Source organism: Pseudomonas sp. AB39(2026), assembly GCF_059831485.1.
The window spans coordinates 2829258-2851668 of the sequence record NZ_CP195212.1 but is presented as its reverse complement, the minus strand read 5'-3'; the positions used below and the strand labels follow the sequence as shown (position 1 = coordinate 2851668).

The window sequence follows — 22411 nt, the reverse complement described above, 5'->3', positions numbered from 1 at the left end:
GAAAAGGGGAAACCGAAGCTTGGGTGCGTATAATTCTGCCAGACATCCAGGCTTATGGTTGAACGATGGCACAGGCAGATACCGCTTTACCCGACGTACTGTACTCCGCGCAGCAGGTTCGCGACCTGGACGCGCGCGTGATCGCAGCCGGTACGCCCGGCTTCGACCTGATGCAGCGTGCTGCCAAGGCGTGCTGGCGAGCGTTACGCCTGCAGTGGCCACAGGCCAGGGCGCTGACGGTGCTAGCAGGTGCCGGGAACAATGGTGCCGACGGCTATCTGGTCGCTGCGTTGGCGCAGCGCGCCGGGTGGCAGGTGAGGGTGTACACCCTGGCCGACACCACTGCCCTGGCAGGTGACGCGGCAAAGGCCTATGCCGATGCCTGCAGCGACAGCGTGAACATACAGCCGTGGGCCCCAGGCGCACCCCTGAATGGCGTAGTGGTGGATGCCCTGTTTGGCACAGGCCTGGCCCGCGATGTTCAAGGTGTTCATCAGCAGGCCATTGAGGCAATCAATGCCAGTGGCCTGGGCGTACTGGCGGTGGATATACCTTCCGGGCTGAACGCTAGCACCGGGCATGTAATGGGTAGCGCCGTGCGCGCTGATGTGACCGTGACCTTCATCGGCCTCAAGCTGGGCTTGCTGACGGGTGAGGCCCCTGCACTGGTGGGCCGACTGGTATTCGATCCGCTGCACACCGACCTCACGCTGGCCCAAGGTATTCAGGCCGAGGCGCAACTATTGATGCCGGGTAACCTGAGTCTCCCAACACCGCGCCGCGCTACGGCCCACAAGGGCCAATTCGGTCGCGTGCTGGTGGTTGGCGGTGAGCAAGGCACGGGTGGCGCGGCCATCATGGCGGCAGAGGCGGCCCTGCGCAGCGGAGCGGGCATGGTGTCCCTGGCCACTCGGGAGGCTCACGTGGCACCGGCGCTGACCCGGTTGCCCGAAGTCATGACGGCCAGCGTGGCGTCTGCCAACCAGCTCCGCCCGCTGGTGGAGGCCGCATCGGTCCTGGTGGTAGGCCCCGGCCTTGGCACAGCGGCCTGGGCGCGGAGCCTCGTTTCTGTAGCGGCGACGCGGCAGGTGCCGCAAGTGTGGGATGCCGACGCGCTTAACCTGTTGGCAAAAGGCGTTGTGCGCCTGCCGGAAGGGGCCGTCATCACTCCGCACCCTGGGGAAGCGGCGCGCCTGCTCGGTATCGACACCGAGCAGGTGCAGCAGGATAGGCCCTTGGCAGTGCGCGCACTGGCCAGCCGATACCGCGCGACCTGTGTGCTCAAGGGGGCCGGTAGCCTGGTCGCTGCGCCTGACGGTCGGCTGGCCCTGTGCAATCATGGGCACCCGGCCATGGCCACAGGCGGCCTGGGCGATGTGCTGTCGGGGGTGATCGGCGCACTGCTGGCTCAGCACCTGGCGCCGTTCGAGGCGGCCTGCCTGGGCGTGTGGCTGCATGCCAGGGCTGGTGAGTTGCAAGGTGCACAGGGGCGTGGGTTGGCTGCAGTCGACCTGATCCCCACCATTCGTCAGTTGATAGAGGAACTTGCTCCATGCAAAGCCTGACGCTGTTCATGCCGGACGAAGCGGCCATGACCGCTCTGGGTGCCAGGCTCGCTGCGGTTTCCAGCGGTAAAGGCACCGTATTCATGGAAGGGGACCTGGGGGCGGGCAAAACCACCTTGTCACGGGGTATCGTTCGTGGTTTCGGGCATACGGGCGCTGTGAAAAGCCCCACCTTTACCTTGGTCGAGCCCTATGAACTGGGCGATGTAGCCCTTTATCACTTCGACCTCTACCGGTTGGCAGACCCCGAAGAGCTGGAGTTCATGGGGATCCGTGATTATTTCGACGGCCATGCGCTGTGCCTTGTGGAGTGGCCAGGCAAGGGTGAGGGCGTTTTGCCAAAGCCGGACCTGACCATTACCATAAGCGCCCAAGAACAAGGGCGCCGTCTCGAATTGCGCGCCAGCAGTTCGTTGGGTGAAACGTGGTTGGGCGCACTTGCGCCGGTTATTCAATGAAGGGGTAGGGAACATATGCGCATTCGCGCGCTGATCGCCGTCGTGGGACTCTGGCTTACGGTATTCGCGGTCGACGCCATGGCCGTCACACAAGTCAAAAGCATGCGACTGTGGCGAGCTCCCGATAACACCCGCCTGGTGTTCGACCTGTCCGGCCCTGTGGAGCACAGCGTGTTCACGCTGACGGCCCCCGATCGCCTGGTGATCGACATCAATGGTGCCACCTTGGGCGCGCCGTTGAAGGTGTCCACGGCCAATACGCCTATTGGAGATGTACGCTCTGCGCAGCGTACGCCTACCGACCTGCGTGTCGTGATCGACCTGAAAAAACCGCTCACGCCTAAAAGCTTTACCTTGGCGCCAAACGCCCAGTATGGCAACCGCCTGGTAGTGGACCTGTACGACACCCCGGCTGATGCCGAGCCAGAGGCGCCGCCACCTACGCTGGCCACTACGCCGGCTGTACCCGTTACCCCGGCCAAGCCTGAGATCAAGCTGGCGCCGGTGCCCAATGGCAAGCGTGACATCATCATCGCCATCGACGCCGGTCACGGTGGCGAAGACCCCGGCGCGTCCGGTTCGCGGGGTGAGCATGAGAAAGACGTAGTGCTGGCCATTGCCAAAGAGCTACAGCGCCAGATCAACCAGGAAAAAGGCTTCCGGGCAGAACTTACCCGTACCGGGGACTACTTCATTCCCTTGCGGGGCCGTACCGAAATCGCCCGCAAGAAAGGCGCCGACCTGTTCGTCTCGATTCACGCCGATGCGGCGCCGTCGTCAGCGGCCTACGGTGCGTCGGTATTTGCCTTGTCCGAGCGGGGCGCGACGTCGGAAACCGCCCGCTGGCTGGCGGACAGTGAGAACCGCTCCGACTTGATCGGGGGCGCCGGCAACGTGAGCCTGGACGACAAGGACCGCATGCTGGCCGGTGTGCTGCTGGACCTGTCCATGACCGCTTCGCTCAGCTCCAGCCTTAACGTAGGGCAAAAGGTGCTGAGCAATATCGGCCGGGTGACTACCCTGCACAAGAACCGCGTCGAGCAGGCCGCCTTCATGGTGCTCAAGTCCCCGGACATCCCTTCGATTCTCGTGGAAACGGGCTTCATCTCGAACTCGGGTGAATCCAGCAAGCTGCGCTCTGCCGCGCACCAGCAGGCGCTGGCGCGTTCCATTCGGGCAGGTGTGAAGCAGTTCTTCGAGCAGAACCCACCGCCCGGCACCTACATTGCCTGGCTCAGGGATTCAGGCAAGTTGGCCCGGCAGGCCAGTGAACACACCGTGCGCAGTGGCGAGACGCTGCCCATGCTTGCCACACGCTACCAATTGTCGGTGAGTGCCTTGCGCAGTGCCAATGACTTGAAAAGCGATGCCTTGAAAATCGGGCAACTGCTGACCATTCCCTCTGCCCCTGTAGCGTCCCAGCCATGACCACCGTTCTCACATCACGCATCGAGCTGCTGAGCCCCAGGCTGGCCAACCAGATTGCTGCGGGTGAGGTGGTGGAGCGCCCGGCATCGGTAATCAAGGAGCTGCTGGAAAACAGCCTGGACTCTGGTGCACGCCGTATCGATATCGAGGTAGAGCAGGGCGGCGTGAAGCTGTTGAAAGTACGCGACGACGGCTCCGGTATTGCTTCTGATGACCTGCCGCTGGCACTGGCCCGCCATGCCACCAGCAAAATCCGGGACCTTGAAGACTTGGAGCGCGTCATGAGCCTGGGCTTTCGTGGTGAAGCCCTGGCGTCCATCAGCTCGGTCGCCCGGTTGGTGCTTACATCCCGTACGGTTGAGGCCGAGCAGGCCTGGCAAGTGGAAACCGAAGGCCGGGACATGGAACCCCGGGTTCAACCGGCGGCCCACCCGGTGGGCACTTCGGTGGAAGTACGGGACCTGTTTTTCAATACGCCGGCCCGGCGCAAGTTTCTCAAGAGCGAAAAAACCGAATTCGATCACCTGCAGGAAGTGATTCGCCGCCTGGCCTTGGCGCGTTTTGATGTGGCCTTCCACCTGCGGCACAACGGCAAGTGTGTGCTCAGCCTGCACGAGGCGCCGGACGAAGCCATGCGGGCACGGCGCGTAGGGGCTATCTGCGGGCCTGGTTTCCTGGAACAGGCCATGCCCATCGATGTGGAGCGCAGCGGCGTAAGGCTGTGGGGTTGGGTAGGCTTGCCTACGTTCTCACGCAGCCAGGCTGACATGCAGTATTTCTTCGTGAACGGCCGGGTGGTACGCGACAAGCTGGTTGCACACGCAGTTCGCCAGGCCTATCGCGATGTACTGTTCAACGGTCGCCACCCTACCTTTGTACTGTTTCTTGAAGTAGACCCGGCCGTGGTGGATGTGAACGTTCACCCCACCAAGCATGAGGTACGGTTCCGTGATGGCCGCATGGTGCACGATTTTCTCTACGGCACCCTGCACCGTGCTTTGGCCGAAGTGCGGCCCGAAGACCAGCTGGCTGCTGCGCCGGCGGGTACGCCAACCGAGGCCCGCCCCACCGGGGCTGAAGCCGGAGAGTTTGGCCCCCAAGGTGAAATGACGTTGGCGGCCCGCCCGGCCCAGTCGACGCCCTTCCAGCCCCAGGCCACCTATGGCCATGGCGGTAACGGCGGTGGCGGCTCCGGGAGCTACAGCGGCAATGCCGAGCGCCGGCCATCAATGCCATTGGCTGAAGCCGGTGGCGTATACCGTGCCTTCTTCGCACCCTTGGCGCAAAGCGAGGCCGCTCCACCCCCTTCACCCCTGCCAGAGCAGCAAGACGAAGTACCACCCTTGGGCTTTGCGCTGGCGCAGCTGAAAGGTATCTATATCCTAGCCGAAAATGCCCATGGCCTGGTGCTGGTGGACATGCACGCGGCCCATGAACGCATCATGTACGAGCGCCTGAAGGTCGCCATGGCCACAGAAGGGCTCAGCGGCCAGCCGTTGCTGGTGCCGGAGTCCCTGGCGCTAAGCCAGCGTGAAGCGGATTGTGCTGAAGAACATGTGGCCTGGTTCTCGCGGCTGGGTTTCGAACTGCAGCGCCTGGGGCCTGAAACCCTCGCGATCCGGCAGATTCCAGCACTACTGAAACAGGCCGAAGCCAACCGCCTGGTGGCCGATGTACTGGCCGACCTGATGGAGTACGGCACCAGTGACCGTATCCAGGCGCATATCAATGAACTGCTGGGGACCATGGCCTGCCACGGTGCAGTACGGGCCAACCGCCGCCTGGCTGTGCCGGAAATGAACGCGCTGCTTCGGGACATGGAGGTCACCGAGCGCAGCGGCCAATGCAACCATGGCCGGCCGACCTGGACCCAATTGGGCGTAGACGAGCTCGACAAACTGTTCCTGCGGGGCCGCTGATGACGCCTTTGCCACCTGCCATCTTCCTGATGGGGCCCACGGCTTCCGGCAAGACCGACCTTGCCCTTGAGCTGGCCAGGGTGCTGCCTTGCGACCTGATCAGCGTAGACTCGGCCCTCGTTTACAAGGGCATGGACATCGGTACGGCCAAGCCTTCCAAAGCCTTGCTGGCAGAGTTTCCGCATCAATTGGTGGACATTCTGGACCCTGCCCAGAGCTATTCTGCCGCCGAGTTTCGCCGTGATGCCTTGCAGGCCATGGCCCAAACCACTGCACGGGGGCGTATTCCGCTGCTGGTGGGCGGCACCATGCTGTATTTCAAGGCGCTGCTCGAAGGCCTGGCAGACATGCCAGGCAACGATCCGGCCATTCGCCAGGTACTGGAAGCCCAGCTGGCCGCCGAAGGCCTAAAGCAGCTGCATGCAGAGCTTGAGCGTGTAGATCCGGTGTCAGCCGCGCGCATCCACCCCAATGACCCGCAGCGGATTATTCGGGCGTTGGAAGTGTATCGCGCCAGCGGCGTCAGCATGACCGAGCTACATACTCGGCAAATGGCTGAAAATGGTGCAACAGGCGCATCGGCGTCGGCTGTGTTCCCCTATACTGTCGCCTGTCTGGCCATTGCGCCGACCGATCGGTCGCTGCTGCATACGCGCATTGCTCAGCGGTTCGACTCAATGTTGGAACAGGGTTTCATTGACGAGGTCAGAGCTTTGTGGAGCAGAGACGACCTGCACGCAGGTTTGCCTTCGATCAGGGCGGTTGGGTATCGGCAAGTATGGGATCATCTGGACGGCAAGCTAACGGCCGTTGACATGAAAGCGCGCGGCATCATTGCCACGCGTCAGCTGGCCAAGCGGCAGTTCACCTGGCTGCGCGGCTGGAAAGACCTGTACTGGCTCGACAGCCTTGCTCGCGACAATCTGACGCAGTCCTTGAAATACCTTGGCTCGATCTCCATATTGGGCTGAGCCACGCATTGCCGTCTATCCTTGGGAAAAGCCGGTCAGCAACTATTTTTGAAGTCTATTTATTGATCCTTAAAGGAGTGCGGCACATGTCAAAAGGGCATTCGCTACAAGACCCTTACTTGAACACCTTGCGTAAAGAAAAAGTGGGGGTTTCGATCTACCTCGTAAATGGTATCAAGCTGCAAGGCACTATTGAGTCATTCGACCAGTTCGTGATTCTGCTCAAAAACACCGTCAGCCAGATGGTGTACAAGCACGCCATTTCCACCGTAGTACCTGTTCGCCCCATTCGCCTGCCTAGCGCCGGTGATACCGAACACGCTGATGCCGAGCCCGGCAACGCCTGACCTGACAGGAGACTCCTTTGTTCTTTGAGCGCCACGGTGGTGGTGAACGGGCCATTCTCGTTCATCTGGATGGACAAGCCCCTGAGGCGCGTGAAGACCCGCAGGAGTTTCAGGAGCTGGCAGCCTCGGCCGGTGCAGAAACGGTTGCTTTCGTAAGCGTTTCGCGGCACCAGCCGACGGCTAAATACCTGATTGGCACTGGCAAGGTCGACGAACTGCGTGAGCAGGTGAAAACCGGCGAAGCGGACCTGGTCATTTTCAATCACACCTTGACCCCCAGTCAGGAGCGCAACCTCGAACGTGCGTTCGAGTGCCGCGTGCTAGATCGCACAGGCCTTATTCTCGACATCTTCGCCCAACGCGCGCGTACCCATGAAGGCAAACTGCAGGTCGAACTGGCCCAGCTTGAACACATGAGTACGCGGCTGGTACGGGGGTGGACACACCTTGAGCGCCAGAAAGGCGGGATCGGCCTGCGTGGCCCTGGTGAAACCCAGCTTGAAACCGACCGTCGCCTGCTACGGGTACGGTTGCGCCAGATCAAGGCCCGCCTGGAAAAAGTACGCAGCCAGCGCGAGCAAGCGCGGCGCGGGCGCAAGCGGGCAGATATCCCTTCAGTTTCATTGGTGGGCTATACCAACGCCGGCAAGTCCACCCTGTTCAATGCCATCACCGAATCGGACGTCTATGCGGCGGACCAGCTGTTCGCCACGCTGGACCCAACCCTGCGTCGCCTGGAACTGGCAGACATAGGCCCGGTAGTACTGGCCGATACCGTAGGCTTTATTCGTCACCTGCCTCACAAACTGGTCGAGGCATTCCGCGCCACGCTCGAAGAGTCTGCCAGTTCCGATCTGTTGCTGCATGTGATAGATGCCCACGAACCGGAGCGTATGGCCCAGATAGAACAAGTGATGGCCGTTCTGACGGAAATTGGTGCCCAAGGCCTTCCGATTCTGGAGGTGTACAACAAGATCGACCTGCTGGAAGCGGTAGAACCTCATATACAGCGCGGGGAGGACGGCAAGCCGCAACGCGTGTGGGTATCGGCACGCGACGGCAGCGGTCTGGAACTGGTAGGCCAGGCCATTTCAGAGTTGCTGGGCGAAGATATGTTCATCGGCACCTTACGGCTGCCACAGGCATTAGGTAGGTTACGTGCACAGTTTTTTGCTGCCCACGCTGTGCAAAGCGAAGCCCACGACGAAAGTGGTGCGAGCTTGCTGGACATTCGCCTGCCACGGGGCGAGCTTAATCGCCTTGTCAGCCGGGAAGGGTTGCAGCCGCCGGACTTCCTTCGGGAACACACTTTGCAATAAAAGCTTACCGCACAGGTTTGGTGGGGAAGGCTTGCATTCTGTAGCATTGGCCGACGCGCCGCGGGTGCGTCTTAGCTTTATCTGATGGAGAGCGCTATGGCTTGGAATGAGCCGGGTGGTGGCAATTCGAACAACCAGGACCCTTGGGGCGGCCGCAAAGGCGGCGGCGATCGCAAGGGGCCACCAGATCTGGATGAGGCCTTTCGCAAGCTGCAGGAAAGCCTGAATGGGCTCTTCGGTGGCGGCAAGCGTCGAGGCAGCGAGCCTTCAGGTTCAAAAGGCGGTGGCCTCGGCCTGCTGGGCATCGGCCTGGCTGTCCTGGCGGCTATCTGGCTATACAGCGCGGTCTACGTGGTGGATGAGCAGGAGCAGGCCGTCATCCTTCGGTTCGGCAAATACCATGAAACCGTAGGGCCAGGCCTGAACATCTATTTCCCGCCCTTCGATCGCAAGTACCTCGAGAACGTCACCCGTGAGCGCGCGTATAGCAAGCAGGGCCAGATGCTCACCGAAGACGAGAACATCGTAGAAGTACCCCTGACGGTTCAGTACAAGATCGTGAACCTGCGAGACTTCGTGCTCAACGTTGATCAACCTGAGGTCAGCCTCCAGCATGCGACTGACAGCGCCTTGCGCCACGTGGTGGGCTCGACGGCCATGGACCAGGTACTGACCGAAGGTCGTGTACAGATGGCCGGTGAAATCAAGGACCGCCTGCAGCGCTTCATGGACACCTACCGTACCGGCATCAGTGTCACCCAGGTGAACGTGCAAAGCGCAGCCGCCCCCCGAGAGGTTCAGGAAGCGTTCGACGACGTTATTCGTGCCCGTGAGGACGAACAACGTGCGCGCAACCAGGCTGAAACCTATGCCAATGGCGTTGTGCCGGAAGCCCGTGGGCAGGCCCAGCGCATCATAGAAGACGCCAATGGCTACCGAGACGAAGTCGTTTCTCGCGCCAAGGGTGAGGCCGATCGGTTCAGCAAGCTGCTGGGCGAGTATCGCAAGGCACCTGATGTCACCCGCGAACGCCTCTATCTGGAAACCATGCAGGAGGTCTACAGCAATACCAGCAAGGTACTGGTATCAGGCAAAGGCCAGAACAACATGCTTTACCTGCCGCTGGACAAGCTGATGGATAAAGGCCGCACCTCCACACCTGCGCAGCCTTCCGTGAACCCGCCTTCGGATTCAGCCGGCCGTAGCGCCGGGGACCTGCAACAGCAGCAGCGAGAATTGCGTACCAGGGAGAGCCGCTGATGGGCAATAGATCCGTAATCGCGCTTATCGTCGGTGTGGTTGCCGTGGTAGCGCTGTGGAACAGTTTTTACATCGTGTCCCAAACCGAGCGTGCCGTACTGCTGCGGTTCGGCCGTGTGGTAGAGGCTGATGTGCAGCCAGGCCTGCACATGAAAATCCCTTACATGAACCAGGTACGTCGCTTCGACGCCCGCCTGATGACCTTGGACGCGCCTACCCAGCGTTTCCTCACGCTTGAGAAAAAAGCTGTAATGGTCGATGCCTACGCCAAATGGCGTGTCAAGGACGCAGATCGCTTCTACACAGCGACCGCTGGCTTGAAGGCTACAGCCGATGAGCGCCTTTCGCGTCGCCTGGAATCAGGCCTGCGGGACCAGTTCGGCAAGCGCACGCTTCATGAAGTGGTATCCGGTGAGCGCGACGCCCTGATGGCCGACATCACGGCATCGCTCAATCGCATGGCCGACCAGGAGTTGGGTATCGAAGTGGTAGATGTCAGGGTCAAAACCATCGACCTGCCCAAGGAAGTGAACCGCAGCGTGTTTGAGCGCATGAGTACCGAGCGGGAACGCGAGGCTCGCGAGCATCGCGCCAAGGGTAACGAGCTGGCCGAGGGTATCCGTGCCGATGCAGACCGCCAACGGCGCGTATTGCTGGCCGAGGCCTATCGTGAGTCCGAGGAAACCCGAGGCGACGGTGATGCTCAAGCGGCAGCCATCTATGCCAAAGCCTACACGCAGGATCCTGACTTCTATGCGTTCTATCGCAGCCTGCAAGCCTACAAGCAGGGCTTCTCTGGCAAGGACGACGTGCTAGTACTGGACCCGAGCAGCGACTTCTTCCGCTTCATGGAGCGGGCAAAGCCGTAAACAGGCCAAGTGTTGCAGGAATGAGCCCCGCCCGGCAGGTTGTACGGCTGGCGGGGTGATCCCCCAGCCAAACCTGTGTATGATGCGGCAGCCGGGAAATTCCCGGCTTTTTTGCGTCTGCACGGTCATGGACCGTGTCAGGCCCAGCAGTTTTTCGAGGACACTGCCCCGTGGCGCGGCAAGCGCTATGGTTTTCGCGCCTGCGCGGCAGTATCTGCTTCACTCAAGGACGGGCCGGTATGGCCCTCCGCCCGGAACGAAGGGGAAGGGGTAATGGCGACGGTAGACCGCTGGCTTTTGCCGGATGGTATCGAGGAAGTACTGCCACCTGAGGCCGCACGGATTGAAGTAGCGCGGCGCCAGGTACTGGATCTATTCCAGAGCTGGGGTTACGAGTTCGTAGTAACGCCGCATATCGAGTACCTGGAGTCGCTGCTGGTCGGCGCTTCGCAGGACCTGGACCTTCGCACCTTCAAGGTCGTCGATCCATTGTCTGGGCGGCAGATGGGCTTTCGTGCAGACATCACCCCCCAGGTTGCACGCATCGATGCTCACTCCCTGCGCAGGGAAGGCCCTAGCCGCCTGTGCTATGCCGGTAGCGTGCTGCACGCCAACCCGCGTGCGCTGTCCACCTCTCGCAGCCCTATCCAGCTAGGCGCAGAACTGTATGGCGATGCCAGTACCGGCAGCGACCTGGAAGTCATCAGCCTGATGTTGGCCACGCTTGAGTTGTGGCAAGTGCCGGATGTACACATGGACCTGGGGCATGTGGGTATCTACCGGGGCCTTGCACGGGCGGCAGGCCTGTCCGGCGATACGGAGCAGCGGTTGTTCGACGCACTCCAGCGCAAGGCCACTGACGAAGTCTTCGAGCTGACGGCTCAGGTAGCTGCCGGCCCTGCTCGCATGTTGCGTGCGTTGGTCAACCTGTCGGGCGATCGTTCGGTACTGGGGCAGGCGCGCGAGATCCTTGGCGGTGCGCCAGCGCCCGTCCTGGCGGCACTGGATGAGCTGTTCGAGCTGGCCGAGCGGCTGGCGGCGCGCTTCCCTGGGCTGCCATTGTACTTTGACCTGGGCGAGCTTCGTGGCTATCACTACCACACCGGTGTGGTATTCGCCGCATTCGTGCCTGGAGTAGGGCAATCCTTTGCCCAAGGCGGGCGCTATGACGATTTCGGCGCCGACTTTGGCCGGGCGCGCCCGGCTACAGGGTTTTCCACCGACCTTAAAAGCCTGGTCACCTTGGGCCGCGCTGAAGTCCAGTTGCCCGAGGGCGGTATCTGGATGCCTGACAGCCCGGATACCGCGCTCTGGCAGATGGCTTGCCACTTGCGCGGTGAAGGTCAGCGCGTGGTTCAGGCATTGCCGGGCCAGGCGGGTGCAGCGGCACGCGAGGCCGGGTGCGATCGCCAACTCATTCTGCAGGGCGGTAGCTGGCAGGTAGCACCGCTGGTTTCCTGAGTTCACGCCGGCCGAGGTCGGCACCAAGTTTGCGCCAATGAGGACAAGTGTTATGGGTAAGAATGTCGTCGTCCTGGGCACCCAATGGGGTGATGAGGGCAAAGGCAAGATCGTTGATCTGCTCACAGAACATGCTGCCGCAGTCGTTCGCTACCAAGGTGGCCACAATGCTGGCCACACGCTGGTAATTGACGGCGAAAAAACGGTATTGCACCTGATTCCATCCGGCATCCTTCGTGAAGGCGTGCAGTGCCTGATCGGCAACGGTGTGGTGGTTGCGCCGGACGCGCTCCTGCGCGAGATCGTCAAGCTGGAAGAGAAAGGTGTACCTGTACGCGAGCGCCTGCGTATCAGCCCTTCCTGCCCGCTGATCCTGTCGTACCACGTGGCACTGGACCAGGCCCGCGAAAAAGCGCGCGGCGAACACAAGATCGGCACCACTGGCCGTGGCATCGGCCCTGCGTACGAAGACAAAGTGGCGCGCCGTGGCCTGCGTATCGGTGACCTTTACCACCGCGAGCGTTTCGCTGCCAAGCTGGGCGAGTTGCTGGACTATCACAACTTTGTGTTGGTCAACTACTACAAAGAGCCTGCCATCGACTTCCAGAAAACCCTGGACGAGTGCATGGGCTACGCCGAACTGCTGCAGCCGATGATGCAGGACGTGACTGCTGAACTGCATGCGCTGCGCAAAGACAGCAAAGACATCATGTTCGAAGGCGCACAGGGGTCGTTGCTGGACATCGACCACGGCACCTACCCCTACGTAACCAGCTCCAACACGACCGCTGGAGGCATTGCCACCGGTTCGGGCTTTGGGCCGATGTACCTGGACTACATCCTGGGTATCACCAAGGCCTACACCACCCGTGTAGGGTCTGGCCCATTCCCTACCGAGCTGTTCGACGACGTAGGCGCATTCCTGGCCAAGCGTGGGCATGAGTTTGGCGCCACCACGGGCCGTGCTCGCCGTTGCGGCTGGTTCGACGCTGTCATCCTGCGCCGTGCCATCGAAATCAATAGCATTTCCGGCTTGTGCCTGACCAAGCTGGACGTGCTCGATGGCTTGGAAACCATCCGGATCTGCGTGGGCTATAAAAACGAAGCCGGTGCGGTAATCGATGCGCCTACAGATGCAGACAGCTACATCGGCCTGCAGCCTGTATACGAAGACGTACCCGGCTGGACCGAGTCCACCCTGGGCGCCAAAAGCCTGGAAGAGCTGCCTGCCAACGCCCGCGCTTATATCAAGCGTGTCGAGGAGTTGGTCGGTGCGCCAATCGACATTATTTCGACAGGGCCGGACCGCAACGAAACCATCGTGCTACGCCATCCGTTCGCGTAAGCCATTGGCAGGTAAAGCAAAGGGCCCCTGAAGGGGCCTTTTGTGTTTCTGCCTTGGTATTCGGCACGGGCCTTGCTGAAAACACCCATCCGCGTGGGCGCTATTGTTTTAATGGCACCGGATAAGGGGGTTTTCGTGTCAGCCATTCTTTCGCTGTTTCGCAGCCGCTTGTTGCGGCCTGTATTTCTTGCGCTAGGCATAGCGCTTCTGGTGCAGGTACTGGTAGCTGTAGCGCTTACCGGCAGTACCGTTACCGCCCTGGAGGCGGACCTTGGGCAGCAACTGGGCGCAGACAGTGAGCGCTTGGGCAGCGAACTTGACCAGGCCGGCCTTGACCTTACCAGTAGCCTGGATAAGCTTTCGACTAGCACGCGTCAGCGCTTGTCGGCTGGCCTGTCTGGCCGGCTAGCCGACGAACAGAAGCAGGTACGGGCGGCCCTTGAACAAAACCTCAAGGACTCGGCTAACGACCTGGCTGAACTGCTGGCGTCTGTGGCCCCTCGAGCCATGTGGGATAACGACATTCCTACGCTGTCAGAGTTTGCCCGCCGTGCCCAGCGCAACCCCAACGTGCTGTTCGTGATCTACGACGACGCTACCGGGCAGCACCTTACCCGTTACCTGAACAGAGAAAACCCAATCAACCAGGCCCTGCTCGAAAAGGGGCAGGGTGAGCGCCCCTTGGACAAAGTTGTGGATGCCGCTCGTAATAACCCCTTGGTCTATTACGTAGAGGCCTCCATAAGCCCGAACGGTACTGAAATCGGCAAGGTTCGAATGGGGGTGTCCACCGCAGGTGTGGAGGCGCAACTTGCAGCGCTCGATAAGCGCTTCAAGGACCTGATCGCCAGCGGCGATCAATTGGTGGCCGATAGCGTGTCAGGTGCCGCGGAAGAAAGCTCACGGGTGTTGCGAGACCGGTTGGAGAGCGCACAAGGGGCTGCTGGCCAGATGCAAGCCAATACCCATAAGGCCGTGAGCGGCGCGGCACAAACCTTGCGTTGGCGTATTGGCGCTGGCCTGGCGGTCGTGGGGCTAGGCGTGCTGTTGGCAGTGGCGGTAGTGCTGGGCCGAAGGGTTGTCAGCAAGCTTCAACTGTTGATTCGAGCATTGAACGACCTGGCAGCGGGGGAGGGCGACCTTACCAAGCGTGTAGCGTTAGCTACCCATGACGAAATTGGCGACATGGCGGGGGCGGTGAATCGCTTCGTTGCCAAGCTGCAACCCATTGTGCGAGAGGCCGGCGATGTCGCCCAGCGTACGGGCCAGGAGATTGGCGCCATGGCGCAGCGTAACGCAGGTGCAGATGCTGCGGCCGAGCGGCAGCGTGATGAGGTAGCGGCAAGCCTGCACGCTTTGGCAACCATGGCTGATGAAGCTCAGGCAGAAAGTGCAGCCATGCAGGCAGCCTTGCAGCAGGTGGCCGAGATTCGCCAAGCCACTGATACTAATACCAAGGCGTCAGCCCAAGTGGGCCGATTGATCGAGGCGCTTGCAGGCCAGGTGCAAACCGGTGCAGGTGTGATTGAGCGCCTGGCTGAACAAAGCCAGCAGATTGAAGTGGTATTGACCGTCATTCATGGTATTGCAGAGCAAACCAACCTGCTGGCGCTCAACGCCGCTATCGAAGCGGCTCGCGCTGGCGAAACCGGACGAGGGTTTGCGGTGGTCGCTGATGAAGTGCGGGCGCTGGCCAGCAAAACCCAAAGCTCTACTGGGGATATCCAGGCACATATTGGGGCTTTGCAAACCGGTGCTCGCGAGGCCGTGACGGCTATCGGCCAAGCAGGTCGCCAAGCCAGCGAAGGGTTGCTGGTGTTACGCGAGGCGGCACAGGCGCAGCAGAGCATGCAAGCTTCCGTAGAGCAGGTGCATGCGGCCATTGACCTGGCCACCCGCGCCGCCAAGCATCAGGCCCAGGGTGCCCAGGCCGTAAAAGGGCGAGTGGAAGTGATACATGCCCAAGCCGAACAATCCGCTCAGGTGGTACTGGAAACAACGGCCAGCAGTAAGGTGCTGGCCGGCCTGGCAAGCCAACTGAAAGCTAGCCTAGGGCAGTTCAGGGCGTAAGCCTCTGCCAGCGCTACCGCCGGTTCAGGTACATCCGGGTCGTTAGCAGGTACACCGGCAACCCCGAAACCAGGATCAGCAATGCTGCGAAAGGTGCTGCGGCGGCGAACTCCATGTTCGAGGTATGCGCCCATACTTCGGTGGCCAGGGTTGTGGTTCCGGTGGGGCTCAGCAGTAGCGTGGCTGTGAGCTCCTTCATGGCATCGAGAAACACCAAGGCAAACGCTGCTGCCAGCGCTGGGAAAATGATGGGCAGGGTTACTTTGCAAAACGCTTTGAACGCGCCTGCACCCAGCGTTCGCGCAGCCTCTTCCAGTTGGGGTGCGGCCTTGGTCAGTGCAGTGCGCACAGGCCCTTGCGCCAGGGGTAGAAAGAGCAACGCATAAGCCAGCACCAGCAGGCCTGTGGTCTGGTAAAGCGCAGGAACGTAGTGCAAGGCGAAATACACCAGGGTCAGCGCGATAACCAGCCCTGGCAGCGCATGTAGAAGGTAGGGAAGCCGTTCCGCCCAAATGGCAAGCACGCCACGATACCGTACCACTAGCAACCCTACCGGTAACGCCAGTATCAAGGAAACAGCCGCACCAGCCAGGGACAAGCCAAGTGAGGACAGTAACGCCTTGCCGATCGCCATGACAGGGAAGGCAGCGGAACTGCCCTCTACCAGCCAATACCCCAGCATTACCAAGGGTACGCCACTGCCTAGTGCCGCCAGCAGTACACAAAAGCCCTGTGCCAGCGGTATTGCCCACCCTGGCAGCGGCAGGGGCGGCGCCCGGCGTGCTACCCCTTGCCCTGTGCGCACATGGCGCGCGCGACCGCGTGCCTTGAGCTCCAGCCATAGAAAAGCCAGGCACAGCATCAGCAGTACGGCCGAAAGCATAGCGGCATTGGCGTTGCTGAATTCAAGTTCGAACTGCTGGTAGATCGCGGTAGTGAAGGTGCGTACGTTGAGGATCGACAGAGCGCCGAATTCCACCAGCATGTGCAGGGCGATCAATAGGCTCCCAGCCAGGATGGCAGGCCACAGCAGTGGCAGGGTAACGCTGAAGAATAGCCTGCGGCGGCTGGCACCCAGCAGCCGGGCCGACTCCTCAAGGGCGTGGTCCAGGTTGCGCAACGTAGCGGCTACGGGCAGAAAGACCAACGGATACTTGGAGAGGCTCATGATCAGAATGGCGCCGCCCAAGCCTTCGAAGCCAGAGCTGAGCGATACCCACGTGAAGCTTGATACAAAAGACGGCACCGCAAAGGGCAGGCAGAGCAATACGCCCCATATGCGCCGGCCCCACAGGTTGGTGCGTTCCAGCAACCATGCCAGCAGTGTGCCGACAATGGCGCAGGCTACTGTGACCCCAGCCAATAACGTAAGGGTATTGGCCAGTAGCCCGTACACATAGGGGCGTAGCAACAGGCGGGAAATATCGTGCCACCCGGCCTCCGCAGTGCGAAGGGTGACATAGGCCAGAGGCAGCAGGCTCAGGCCCACCAGCAGCAGCACCGGCGCAACAAGCCAGGCAGAAGGGCGCCGGGTGCGCCTATTGCGTAGCGGTGTTGCGACAGTAAGCCCTCGTGCCTGTGCCGTCATCAGTTCAGACCAACATCGCGTTCAAGGTCCAGAGCTTCCTCGGCATTGCCGATATCAGCGGGCGTAATGTCCGGTGCTTCCAGCTCCTCGAAAGGCTTCAAGCCCTGGTCGGACACCATGCCCTTGCGCAGCGGGTACTCGGCCTGAGCGCGCGTGATCACCCGCTGGCCTTCCTCACTGGTCATCCAGGCCAGCAGTTGCTGGGCTTCCTTGGGGTGTTTGCTGGCTTTCACCACGGCAGCACTGGAAATACTCACAAGGGCACCTGGGTCCTTGTTCTTGAAGTAATACAGCTGCGACTTGAGGTTGCCTTTCTCGCGTTTGAGCGCGTACCAGTAATAGTTGTTGACCAGTACGGCAGCGATTTCGCCGTTTTCTACCGCTTTGATGGCAACCATGTTGTTGGCGTAGGTTTTGCCGTACGCCTTGAGCCCAGTGAGCCATTCTTCGGCAGCGTCTTCGCCCTTGAGCCGCAGCACGGCAACCGCCTGTTCCTGGAATGCGCCGCTGGTGGGCACGAAGCCAATCTTGCCGTTCCAGTCCGAGTGCGCAAAATCCATTACCGACGCAGGAAGGTCTTTCTCGGCCACCAGGCTAGGGTTGAAGGCCACCACGCGTACCCGTGCCGTTACGCCGATCCAGGTGCCATCTTTAGCCACATAATCGGCGGGTAGAGCGTCCAGGGTGCTTTTATCGGTAACGGCCAGAAAGCCTTTTTCGCCCAGGGCGTTAAGGGGCGGGGACTCTTCGCTGTAGATCACGTCGGCAGGCGAGCGATCGCCTTCCTCCATGATTTGGCTGGCCAGCTGGTTGCTGCTCCCTTTGCGCACGTTGACGTGAATGCCGGTACTGGCTTCGAACGCCTTGGCGATGGCTTCACCCAGTTCCTTGTGCTGGCCGTTGTATAGGGTAAGCGCAGGGGCGTCGGCCGCGTGTGCAGCGCCAGCGAACAGCGACATTGCCAACAGGGGCAAGGCACACAGGCGCAGAAAGGCAATTCGAACTGACATCCGAACGTATCTCCTCGGGGCAAAAAAGTGGGCCCGAGTATAAAGGAGATTGCTTCTCGTATGCGGTCGTATTTGAGTGCCGGTTTTCTGAGCGCGCACAAAAAAGCCTGCTATTGAGCAGGCTCTTTTGCAGCGTTACCGCTTTGATTTGGTGCCCAGGAGAAGACTCGAACTTCCACGGCCGTAAAGCCACCAACACCTGAAGCTGGCGTGTCTACCAATTTCACCACCTGGGCTTATCGAAGACTGGCGTCGTCGATGGCGCGCACTATACGGCGGTCCCCTGGCGCTGTAAAGCCTCTCCCAGAAAAAAATCGAGGAGGATGATTCAGGAGTGGTAGAAATGCAAAAGCCCGCTTTCGCGGGCTTTTGGAACGCAAGAGACTGAGGTAGTCTCGCGTTTGAAGATGGTGCCCAGAAGAAGACTCGAACTTCCACGGCCGTAAGGCCACCAACACCTGAAGCTGGCGTGTCTACCAATTTCACCATCTGGGCAAATCGACTACTTGCGTCGTCGATGGCGCGCACTATACGGTCGCCATATTGCAGTGTAAACCCCTGACTGCAAAAATATTTCGGCCGCCTACCGGCATCGTAATCTGCGTCGCGCCGGTGGCCTGGATATCTTCATGCGGCGTTGGAATTTCCCGTTTTAACAGGGGTATGCCAAACTAACTTGCATATCACACAAGGTGAACACTCTCTAATGGCCGATTGGCAGTCCCTCGATCCCGAGGCCGCTCGTGAAGCGGAAAAATACGAAAATCCTATTCCCAGCCGTGAACTGATCCTGCACCACCTCGCCGAGCGTGGTTCTCCAGCAAGCCGTGAGCAGCTGGTCGAGGAGTTCGGCCTAGGGACGGAAGACCAGATTGAAGCCCTGCGCCGCCGCCTTCGGGCCATGGAGCGCGACGCCCAGCTTATCTATACGCGCCGGGGCACGTATGCCCCCGTAGACAAACTTGACCTTATCGCCGGCCGGGTAAGTGGCCACCGCGACGGTTTCGGGTTTTTGGTGCCGGATGACGGCAGTGACGATCTGTTCCTCAGCCCTGCACAAATGCGACTGGTGTTCGACGGCGACCGCGCCTTAGCCCGTGTGTCGGGGCTGGACCGCCGCGGCCGCCGCGAAGGTGCCTTGGTTGAAGTGGTGAGCCGTGCCCATGAAAGCATCGTGGGCCGGTACTTCGAGGAAGGTGGCATTGGCTTCGTTCAGGCCGACAACCCCAAGGTGCAGCAGGAAGTCCTGGTTACACCGGGCCGCAATGGCGGTGCGAAGGTTGGCCAGTTCGTGGAAATCAAGATTACCCATTGGCCAACTGCACGCTTCCAGCCTCAGGGCGATGTGATCGAAGTACTGGGCAACTACATGGCGCCTGGCATGGAAATCGACGTAGCGCTGCGTAGCTACGACATTCCCAACGTGTGGCCAGAGGCTGTCGAGAAGGAAGCGGCCAAGCTCAAGCCTGAGGTGGAGGAGAAGCACAAACTCAACCGTGTGGACCTGCGGCATTTGCCATTCGTCACCATCGACGGTGAAGACGCCCGCGATTTCGACGATGCGGTGTACTGCGAGCCTACAGGGCGGATCAAGCTGTTCTCCGGCGGCTGGCGCCTGTATGTGGCCATCGCTGACGTGTCCAGCTATGTGAAGGTGGATTCCGCGCTGGATGCAGAGGCCCAGGTACGTGGGAACTCGGTGTATTTCCCTGAGCGCGTTATCCCCATGTTGCCTGAAGAGCTCTCCAACGGGTTGTGTTCCCTGAACCCGCACGTGGATCGCTTGGCCATGGTGTGCGAAATGACCATGTCCAAGAGCGGGCAGATGGTCGACTACAAGTTCTACGAGGCGGTCATCCATTCCCATGCGCGCCTGACCTACAACAAGGTCAGCACCATGCTTGAGCATGCCCGTAGTGCGGAAGCCAAGGCGTTGCGCAGCGAATATGGCGAAGTATTGCCGCACCTCAAGCAGCTCTATGCGCTGTATCAGGTGTTGTCCGCTGCGCGTCAGGTACGGGGTGCGATCGATTTCGAAACCCAGGAAACACGCATTGTGTTCGGTAGCGAGCGCAAGATTGCGGAGATCAAGCCGACCACCCGCAACGACGCCCACAAGCTGATCGAAGAGTGCATGTTGGCCGCCAACGTGGCCACGGCCGAGTTTCTCATGAAGCATGAGATACCTGCCTTGTACCGTGTCCATGACGGCCCGCCACCCGAGCGGCTGGAGAAGCTCCAGGCCTTCCTGGGCGAGCTGGGCCTGTCGTTGCACAAAGGTAAGGAAGGGCCCAGCCCGAAGGACTACAAGGCGCTATTGGAACATATCAAGGACCGTCCTGATTTCCAGCTGATCCAGACGGTGATGCTGCGTTCCTTGAGCCAGGCGGTCTATACCTCGGACAACAATGGCCACTTTGGCTTGAATTACCCGGCGTACACGCACTTCACTTCACCCATTCGCCGCTATCCAGACCTGCTCACTCACCGAGCCATCCGCAGCGTGATCCGCTCCAAGCGTGAAACGCCTCATGTGGTACGGGCGGGTGCCGCTGCGATGCCTAAGGCGCGCCTCTACCCCTACGATGAAGGGGCGCTGGAGCAACTGGGCGAGCAGTGCTCCATGACCGAACGCCGTGCCGACGAAGCCACCCGTGACGTGGTGAACTGGCTCAAGTGCGAGTTTATGAAGGACCGTGTGGGTGAGGTGTTCCCCGGCATCATTACTGCAACCACCGGCTTTGGCTTGTTTGTGTCCCTGACCGACATTTACGTCGAAGGTCTTGTGCACGTGACAGCACTGCCAGGCGATTACTATCACTACGACCAAGTGCACCATCGCCTGACAGGTGAGCGTACGGGCCGTAGTTTCCGCCTGGGTGACACGGTGCAAGTGCGTGTCATGCGTGTCGACCTGGATGAGCGCAAGATCGACTTCGAGCTGGCAGACAAGCAAGCCGAAAAAGGCAGTACTAGGAGTGGTGACAGCGGCACACGTAAGTCCCGTAAAACCACTACCCATGCCACTGAGCCGACCACGTCCCCGGCACCGGCCGCTCGCAGCCGTAAAGCCGAACCCGCTCAGGAAGAAGCTGCCGCGCCTATCAGCAAGCCTCGCAAGCGCAAGGCAGGGAAAGACCCGGCGGTAGAAGAAGCCTATCGTGCCTCCCATGCCACGGCCAACAACGCTGAAGTGCGCAAGAGCCGTGAAATGAAGCAAGCGCTGATGAGCGATGCCCGGCACAGTTCGGGGAAAACCGACAGCACCAAGCCCTCCAAGCACCGTAAAGGGCCATCGAAAAACGGCTCGCGCAAGCCCAAGGCAAACACATGAGTCAGCTGGAAAAGATTTATGGCGTGCATGCCGTAGAAGCGTTGTTGCGTCACCATCCGCGCCGGGTCAAGCAGATCTGGCTGTCCGAGGGGCGCAGTGAGCCTCGCCTTCAGGCCTTGTTGCAGCTGGCAGGCGAGCATCGGGTCGCTGTCGGTGCTGCAGAGCGCCGGGAACTGGACGCTTGGGTCGAAGGCGTGCACCAGGGTGTAGTCGCGGATGTGAGCCCCAGCCAGGTATGGGGTGAAGCCATGCTCGAAGAGCTGCTGGACCGTCATGAAGGCGCGCCTTTGCTGCTGGTACTCGATGGCGTGACCGATCCCCATAATCTGGGGGCGTGCCTGCGTACTGCAGACGCTGCCGGGGCACTGGCCGTGATCATTCCCAAGGACAAGGCCGCTACCTTGACACCTGTGGTGCGCAAAGTAGCCTGCGGTGCGGCTGAAACCATGCCCTTGGTAGCTGTCACCAACCTGGCCCGCAGCCTGGAAAAGCTCCAGCAGCGTGGGCTATGGATAGTAGGTACTGCTGGCGAAGCCGAGAAGGAAATCTACCAGCAGGACCTCACGGGCCCGTTGGTGCTGGTGATGGGTGCGGAAGGTAAAGGCATGCGCAGGCTTACCCGCGAGCATTGCGATCACTTGGTGAAATTGCCCATGGCCGGCAGCGTGAGCAGCTTGAACGTCTCGGTAGCTACTGGCGTGTGCCTGTTCGAAGCCCTGCGCCAGCGCAAGCCTAAATAGGGCGGCGCTTGCATAGGTTCCCAGGCCATGCCCGGCCCTACAGTAGACAAGCGTACGTACTGTGGGAGCTGGCACGGCCAGCGAACAGCTTGAAAAGCAGCCAGCGCTGCGGTTGATCAAATATTCGCCAATCTCCTTGCGCTGCCTCGGCCCCTTCTCTACAATTGCGCCCCTTGCCGTGGCGGTAGGCGTGTTTGCGCTCGCCTCGGTCAAGTCACAGAAAAGATCAACTCCTTGTCTGACCGATTTCCCGGCAGGCTACAACCCGTAAGGAGCATTCATGCGTCATTACGAAATCATCTTCCTGGTCCACCCGGATCAGAGCGAGCAAGTCGGCGGCATGGTCGAGCGTTACACCAAGCTGATCGAAGAAGACGGTGGCAAGATCCACCGCCTGGAAGACTGGGGCCGTCGTCAACTGGCCTACGCAATCAACAATGTTCACAAGGCTCACTACGTGATGCTGAACGTTGAATGCACTGGCAAGGCCCTGGCCGAGCTGGAAGACAGCTTCCGCTACAACGATGCCGTTATCCGTAACCTTGTGATCCGTCGCGACGAAGCTGTTACCGGCCCGTCCGAAATGCTCAAGGCTGAAGAGAACCGCAGCGAGCGCCGTGAGCGTCGTGACCGTCCTGAGCAAGCTGAAAACGCCGACGGCGATGACAGCGACAGCAGCGACAACAGCGATAACGCTGACGAGTAATCCACGGATCTTTAGAGGAGC

At 60.6% G+C, this 22411-nt stretch carries 17 protein-coding genes, 2 tRNA genes and 1 pseudogene; 16 read left to right on the top strand and 4 right to left on the bottom strand.

The window, feature by feature from the left end; translation table 11 throughout:
* Positions 1-65 precede the first annotated feature (65 nt).
* The 13 genes and pseudogenes from ACSAMW_RS13140 (at position 66) to ACSAMW_RS13080 (ending at position 15012) form a co-directional block, all read left to right on the top strand.
* The gene (locus ACSAMW_RS13140; protein WP_500590672.1) at positions 66-1565 is read left to right on the top strand and encodes an NAD(P)H-hydrate dehydratase; all 1500 of its coding nucleotides are present in this window, start codon (positions 66-68) and stop codon (positions 1563-1565) included.
* Positions 1553-2023 carry a tRNA (adenosine(37)-N6)-threonylcarbamoyltransferase complex ATPase subunit type 1 TsaE gene (tsaE, locus tag ACSAMW_RS13135; RefSeq protein ID WP_500590671.1) on the top strand — a complete coding sequence of 157 codons (471 nt, stop codon included), beginning with the start codon at positions 1553-1555 and terminating at the stop codon, positions 2021-2023. Before ACSAMW_RS13140 ends, tsaE begins: the two co-directional genes overlap by 13 nt.
* Before the next feature lie 15 nt (positions 2024-2038).
* Positions 2039-3451, top strand: coding sequence for an N-acetylmuramoyl-L-alanine amidase (locus ACSAMW_RS13130; RefSeq protein WP_500590670.1), 1413 nt, complete (start codon positions 2039-2041; stop codon positions 3449-3451).
* Positions 3448-5370: a DNA mismatch repair endonuclease MutL gene (gene mutL / locus ACSAMW_RS13125; RefSeq protein WP_500590669.1), complete on the top strand. Its 1923-nt coding sequence runs from the start codon at positions 3448-3450 to the stop codon at positions 5368-5370. Before ACSAMW_RS13130 ends, mutL begins: the two co-directional genes overlap by 4 nt.
* Entirely contained in the window at positions 5370-6341 is a 972-nt protein-coding gene (miaA, locus tag ACSAMW_RS13120; RefSeq protein WP_500590668.1) for a tRNA (adenosine(37)-N6)-dimethylallyltransferase MiaA, read from the top strand. Before mutL ends, miaA begins: the two co-directional genes overlap by 1 nt.
* Positions 6342-6427: 86 nt before the next feature.
* A complete protein-coding gene (hfq, locus tag ACSAMW_RS13115) occupies positions 6428-6688 on the top strand; it encodes an RNA chaperone Hfq (RefSeq protein WP_168082917.1) in 261 nt (86 codons plus the stop codon).
* Positions 6689-6705: 17 nt separating this feature from the next.
* A complete protein-coding gene (hflX, locus tag ACSAMW_RS13110) occupies positions 6706-8007 on the top strand; it encodes a ribosome rescue GTPase HflX (protein ID WP_168082915.1) in 1302 nt (433 codons plus the stop codon).
* A 96-nt stretch (positions 8008-8103) separates the two neighbouring features.
* The gene (hflK, locus tag ACSAMW_RS13105; protein WP_168082913.1) at positions 8104-9267 is read left to right on the top strand and encodes an FtsH protease activity modulator HflK; all 1164 of its coding nucleotides are present in this window, start codon (positions 8104-8106) and stop codon (positions 9265-9267) included.
* Positions 9267-10136: a protease modulator HflC gene (gene hflC, locus ACSAMW_RS13100; protein WP_168082911.1), complete on the top strand. Its 870-nt coding sequence runs from the start codon at positions 9267-9269 to the stop codon at positions 10134-10136. The genes hflK and hflC overlap by 1 nt, the downstream gene beginning before the upstream one ends.
* Positions 10137-10409: 273 nt before the next feature.
* Positions 10410-11597: an ATP phosphoribosyltransferase regulatory subunit gene (locus tag ACSAMW_RS13095; protein ID WP_500590667.1), complete on the top strand. Its 1188-nt coding sequence runs from the start codon at positions 10410-10412 to the stop codon at positions 11595-11597.
* Positions 11598-11649: 52 nt separating this feature from the next.
* Positions 11650-12942, top strand: coding sequence for an adenylosuccinate synthase (locus ACSAMW_RS13090; protein ID WP_500590666.1), 1293 nt, complete (start codon positions 11650-11652; stop codon positions 12940-12942).
* Positions 12943-13053: 111 nt separating this feature from the next.
* Positions 13054-14154, top strand: a pseudogene (locus ACSAMW_RS13085) (HAMP domain-containing protein); the annotation flags it as partial.
* On the top strand, positions 14128-15012 hold the full coding sequence (locus tag ACSAMW_RS13080) for a methyl-accepting chemotaxis protein (protein WP_500594036.1): 885 nt from the start codon (positions 14128-14130) through the stop codon (positions 15010-15012). The pseudogene ACSAMW_RS13085 and the gene ACSAMW_RS13080, both read left to right, overlap by 27 nt.
* A 13-nt stretch (positions 15013-15025) precedes the next feature.
* On the opposite strand, the gene ACSAMW_RS13075 is transcribed toward ACSAMW_RS13080, so the two are convergent.
* The 4 genes from ACSAMW_RS13075 to ACSAMW_RS13060 all read right to left on the bottom strand — a co-directional run bounded on the left by ACSAMW_RS13075 (position 15026) and on the right by ACSAMW_RS13060 (position 18105).
* Positions 15026-16600: an ABC transporter permease gene (locus ACSAMW_RS13075; protein ID WP_500590665.1), complete on the bottom strand. Its 1575-nt coding sequence runs from the start codon at positions 16598-16600 to the stop codon at positions 15026-15028.
* A complete protein-coding gene (locus ACSAMW_RS13070; RefSeq protein ID WP_229631853.1) occupies positions 16600-17559 on the bottom strand; it encodes an iron ABC transporter substrate-binding protein in 960 nt (319 codons plus the stop codon). Before ACSAMW_RS13070 ends, ACSAMW_RS13075 begins: the two co-directional genes overlap by 1 nt.
* A 200-nt stretch (positions 17560-17759) precedes the next feature.
* Positions 17760-17846: transfer RNA gene (locus ACSAMW_RS13065), tRNA-Leu, on the bottom strand.
* A 172-nt stretch (positions 17847-18018) separates the two neighbouring features.
* A tRNA-Leu gene (locus ACSAMW_RS13060) sits at positions 18019-18105 on the bottom strand.
* A gap of 211 nt (positions 18106-18316) precedes the next feature.
* Here ACSAMW_RS13060 and rnr point away from each other — a divergent pair.
* From rnr to rpsF, 3 genes are all read left to right on the top strand, one after another.
* Positions 18317-20944 carry a ribonuclease R gene (gene rnr / locus ACSAMW_RS13055; protein WP_500590664.1) on the top strand — a complete coding sequence of 876 codons (2628 nt, stop codon included), beginning with the start codon at positions 18317-18319 and terminating at the stop codon, positions 20942-20944.
* Positions 20941-21684 carry a 23S rRNA (guanosine(2251)-2'-O)-methyltransferase RlmB gene (gene rlmB / locus ACSAMW_RS13050; protein WP_168082895.1) on the top strand — a complete coding sequence of 248 codons (744 nt, stop codon included), beginning with the start codon at positions 20941-20943 and terminating at the stop codon, positions 21682-21684. The genes rnr and rlmB overlap by 4 nt, the downstream gene beginning before the upstream one ends.
* A gap of 280 nt (positions 21685-21964) precedes the next feature.
* Positions 21965-22390, top strand: coding sequence for a 30S ribosomal protein S6 (rpsF, locus tag ACSAMW_RS13045; RefSeq protein WP_168082893.1), 426 nt, complete (start codon positions 21965-21967; stop codon positions 22388-22390).
* The last annotated feature ends 21 nt before the right edge of the window (positions 22391-22411 follow it).

What these genes read in the sequence shown, in the direction of transcription:
- ACSAMW_RS13140 (WP_500590672.1), top strand. Translation starts at nt 66, where the DNA reads ATGGCACAGGCAGATACCGCTTTACCCGACGTACTGTACTCCGCGCAG.
- ACSAMW_RS13080 (WP_500594036.1), top strand. Translation starts at nt 14,128, where the DNA reads ATGGCGGGGGCGGTGAATCGCTTCGTTGCCAAGCTGCAACCCATTGTG.
- ACSAMW_RS13075 (WP_500590665.1), bottom strand. Translation starts at nt 16,600, where the DNA reads ATGACGGCACAGGCACGAGGGCTTACTGTCGCAACACCGCTACGCAAT.
- miaA (WP_500590668.1), top strand. Translation starts at nt 5,370, where the DNA reads ATGACGCCTTTGCCACCTGCCATCTTCCTGATGGGGCCCACGGCTTCC.
- ACSAMW_RS13130 (WP_500590670.1), top strand. Translation starts at nt 2,039, where the DNA reads ATGCGCATTCGCGCGCTGATCGCCGTCGTGGGACTCTGGCTTACGGTA.
- rlmB (WP_168082895.1), top strand. Translation starts at nt 20,941, where the DNA reads ATGAGTCAGCTGGAAAAGATTTATGGCGTGCATGCCGTAGAAGCGTTG.
- hflC (WP_168082911.1), top strand. Translation starts at nt 9,267, where the DNA reads ATGGGCAATAGATCCGTAATCGCGCTTATCGTCGGTGTGGTTGCCGTG.
- mutL (WP_500590669.1), top strand. Translation starts at nt 3,448, where the DNA reads ATGACCACCGTTCTCACATCACGCATCGAGCTGCTGAGCCCCAGGCTG.
- tsaE (WP_500590671.1), top strand. Translation starts at nt 1,553, where the DNA reads ATGCAAAGCCTGACGCTGTTCATGCCGGACGAAGCGGCCATGACCGCT.
- hflK (WP_168082913.1), top strand. Translation starts at nt 8,104, where the DNA reads ATGGCTTGGAATGAGCCGGGTGGTGGCAATTCGAACAACCAGGACCCT.
- rpsF (WP_168082893.1), top strand. Translation starts at nt 21,965, where the DNA reads ATGCGTCATTACGAAATCATCTTCCTGGTCCACCCGGATCAGAGCGAG.
- hfq (WP_168082917.1), top strand. Translation starts at nt 6,428, where the DNA reads ATGTCAAAAGGGCATTCGCTACAAGACCCTTACTTGAACACCTTGCGT.
- ACSAMW_RS13090 (WP_500590666.1), top strand. Translation starts at nt 11,650, where the DNA reads ATGGGTAAGAATGTCGTCGTCCTGGGCACCCAATGGGGTGATGAGGGC.
- ACSAMW_RS13095 (WP_500590667.1), top strand. Translation starts at nt 10,410, where the DNA reads ATGGCGACGGTAGACCGCTGGCTTTTGCCGGATGGTATCGAGGAAGTA.
- rnr (WP_500590664.1), top strand. Translation starts at nt 18,317, where the DNA reads ATGGCCGATTGGCAGTCCCTCGATCCCGAGGCCGCTCGTGAAGCGGAA.
- ACSAMW_RS13070 (WP_229631853.1), bottom strand. Translation starts at nt 17,559, where the DNA reads ATGTCGCTGTTCGCTGGCGCTGCACACGCGGCCGACGCCCCTGCGCTT.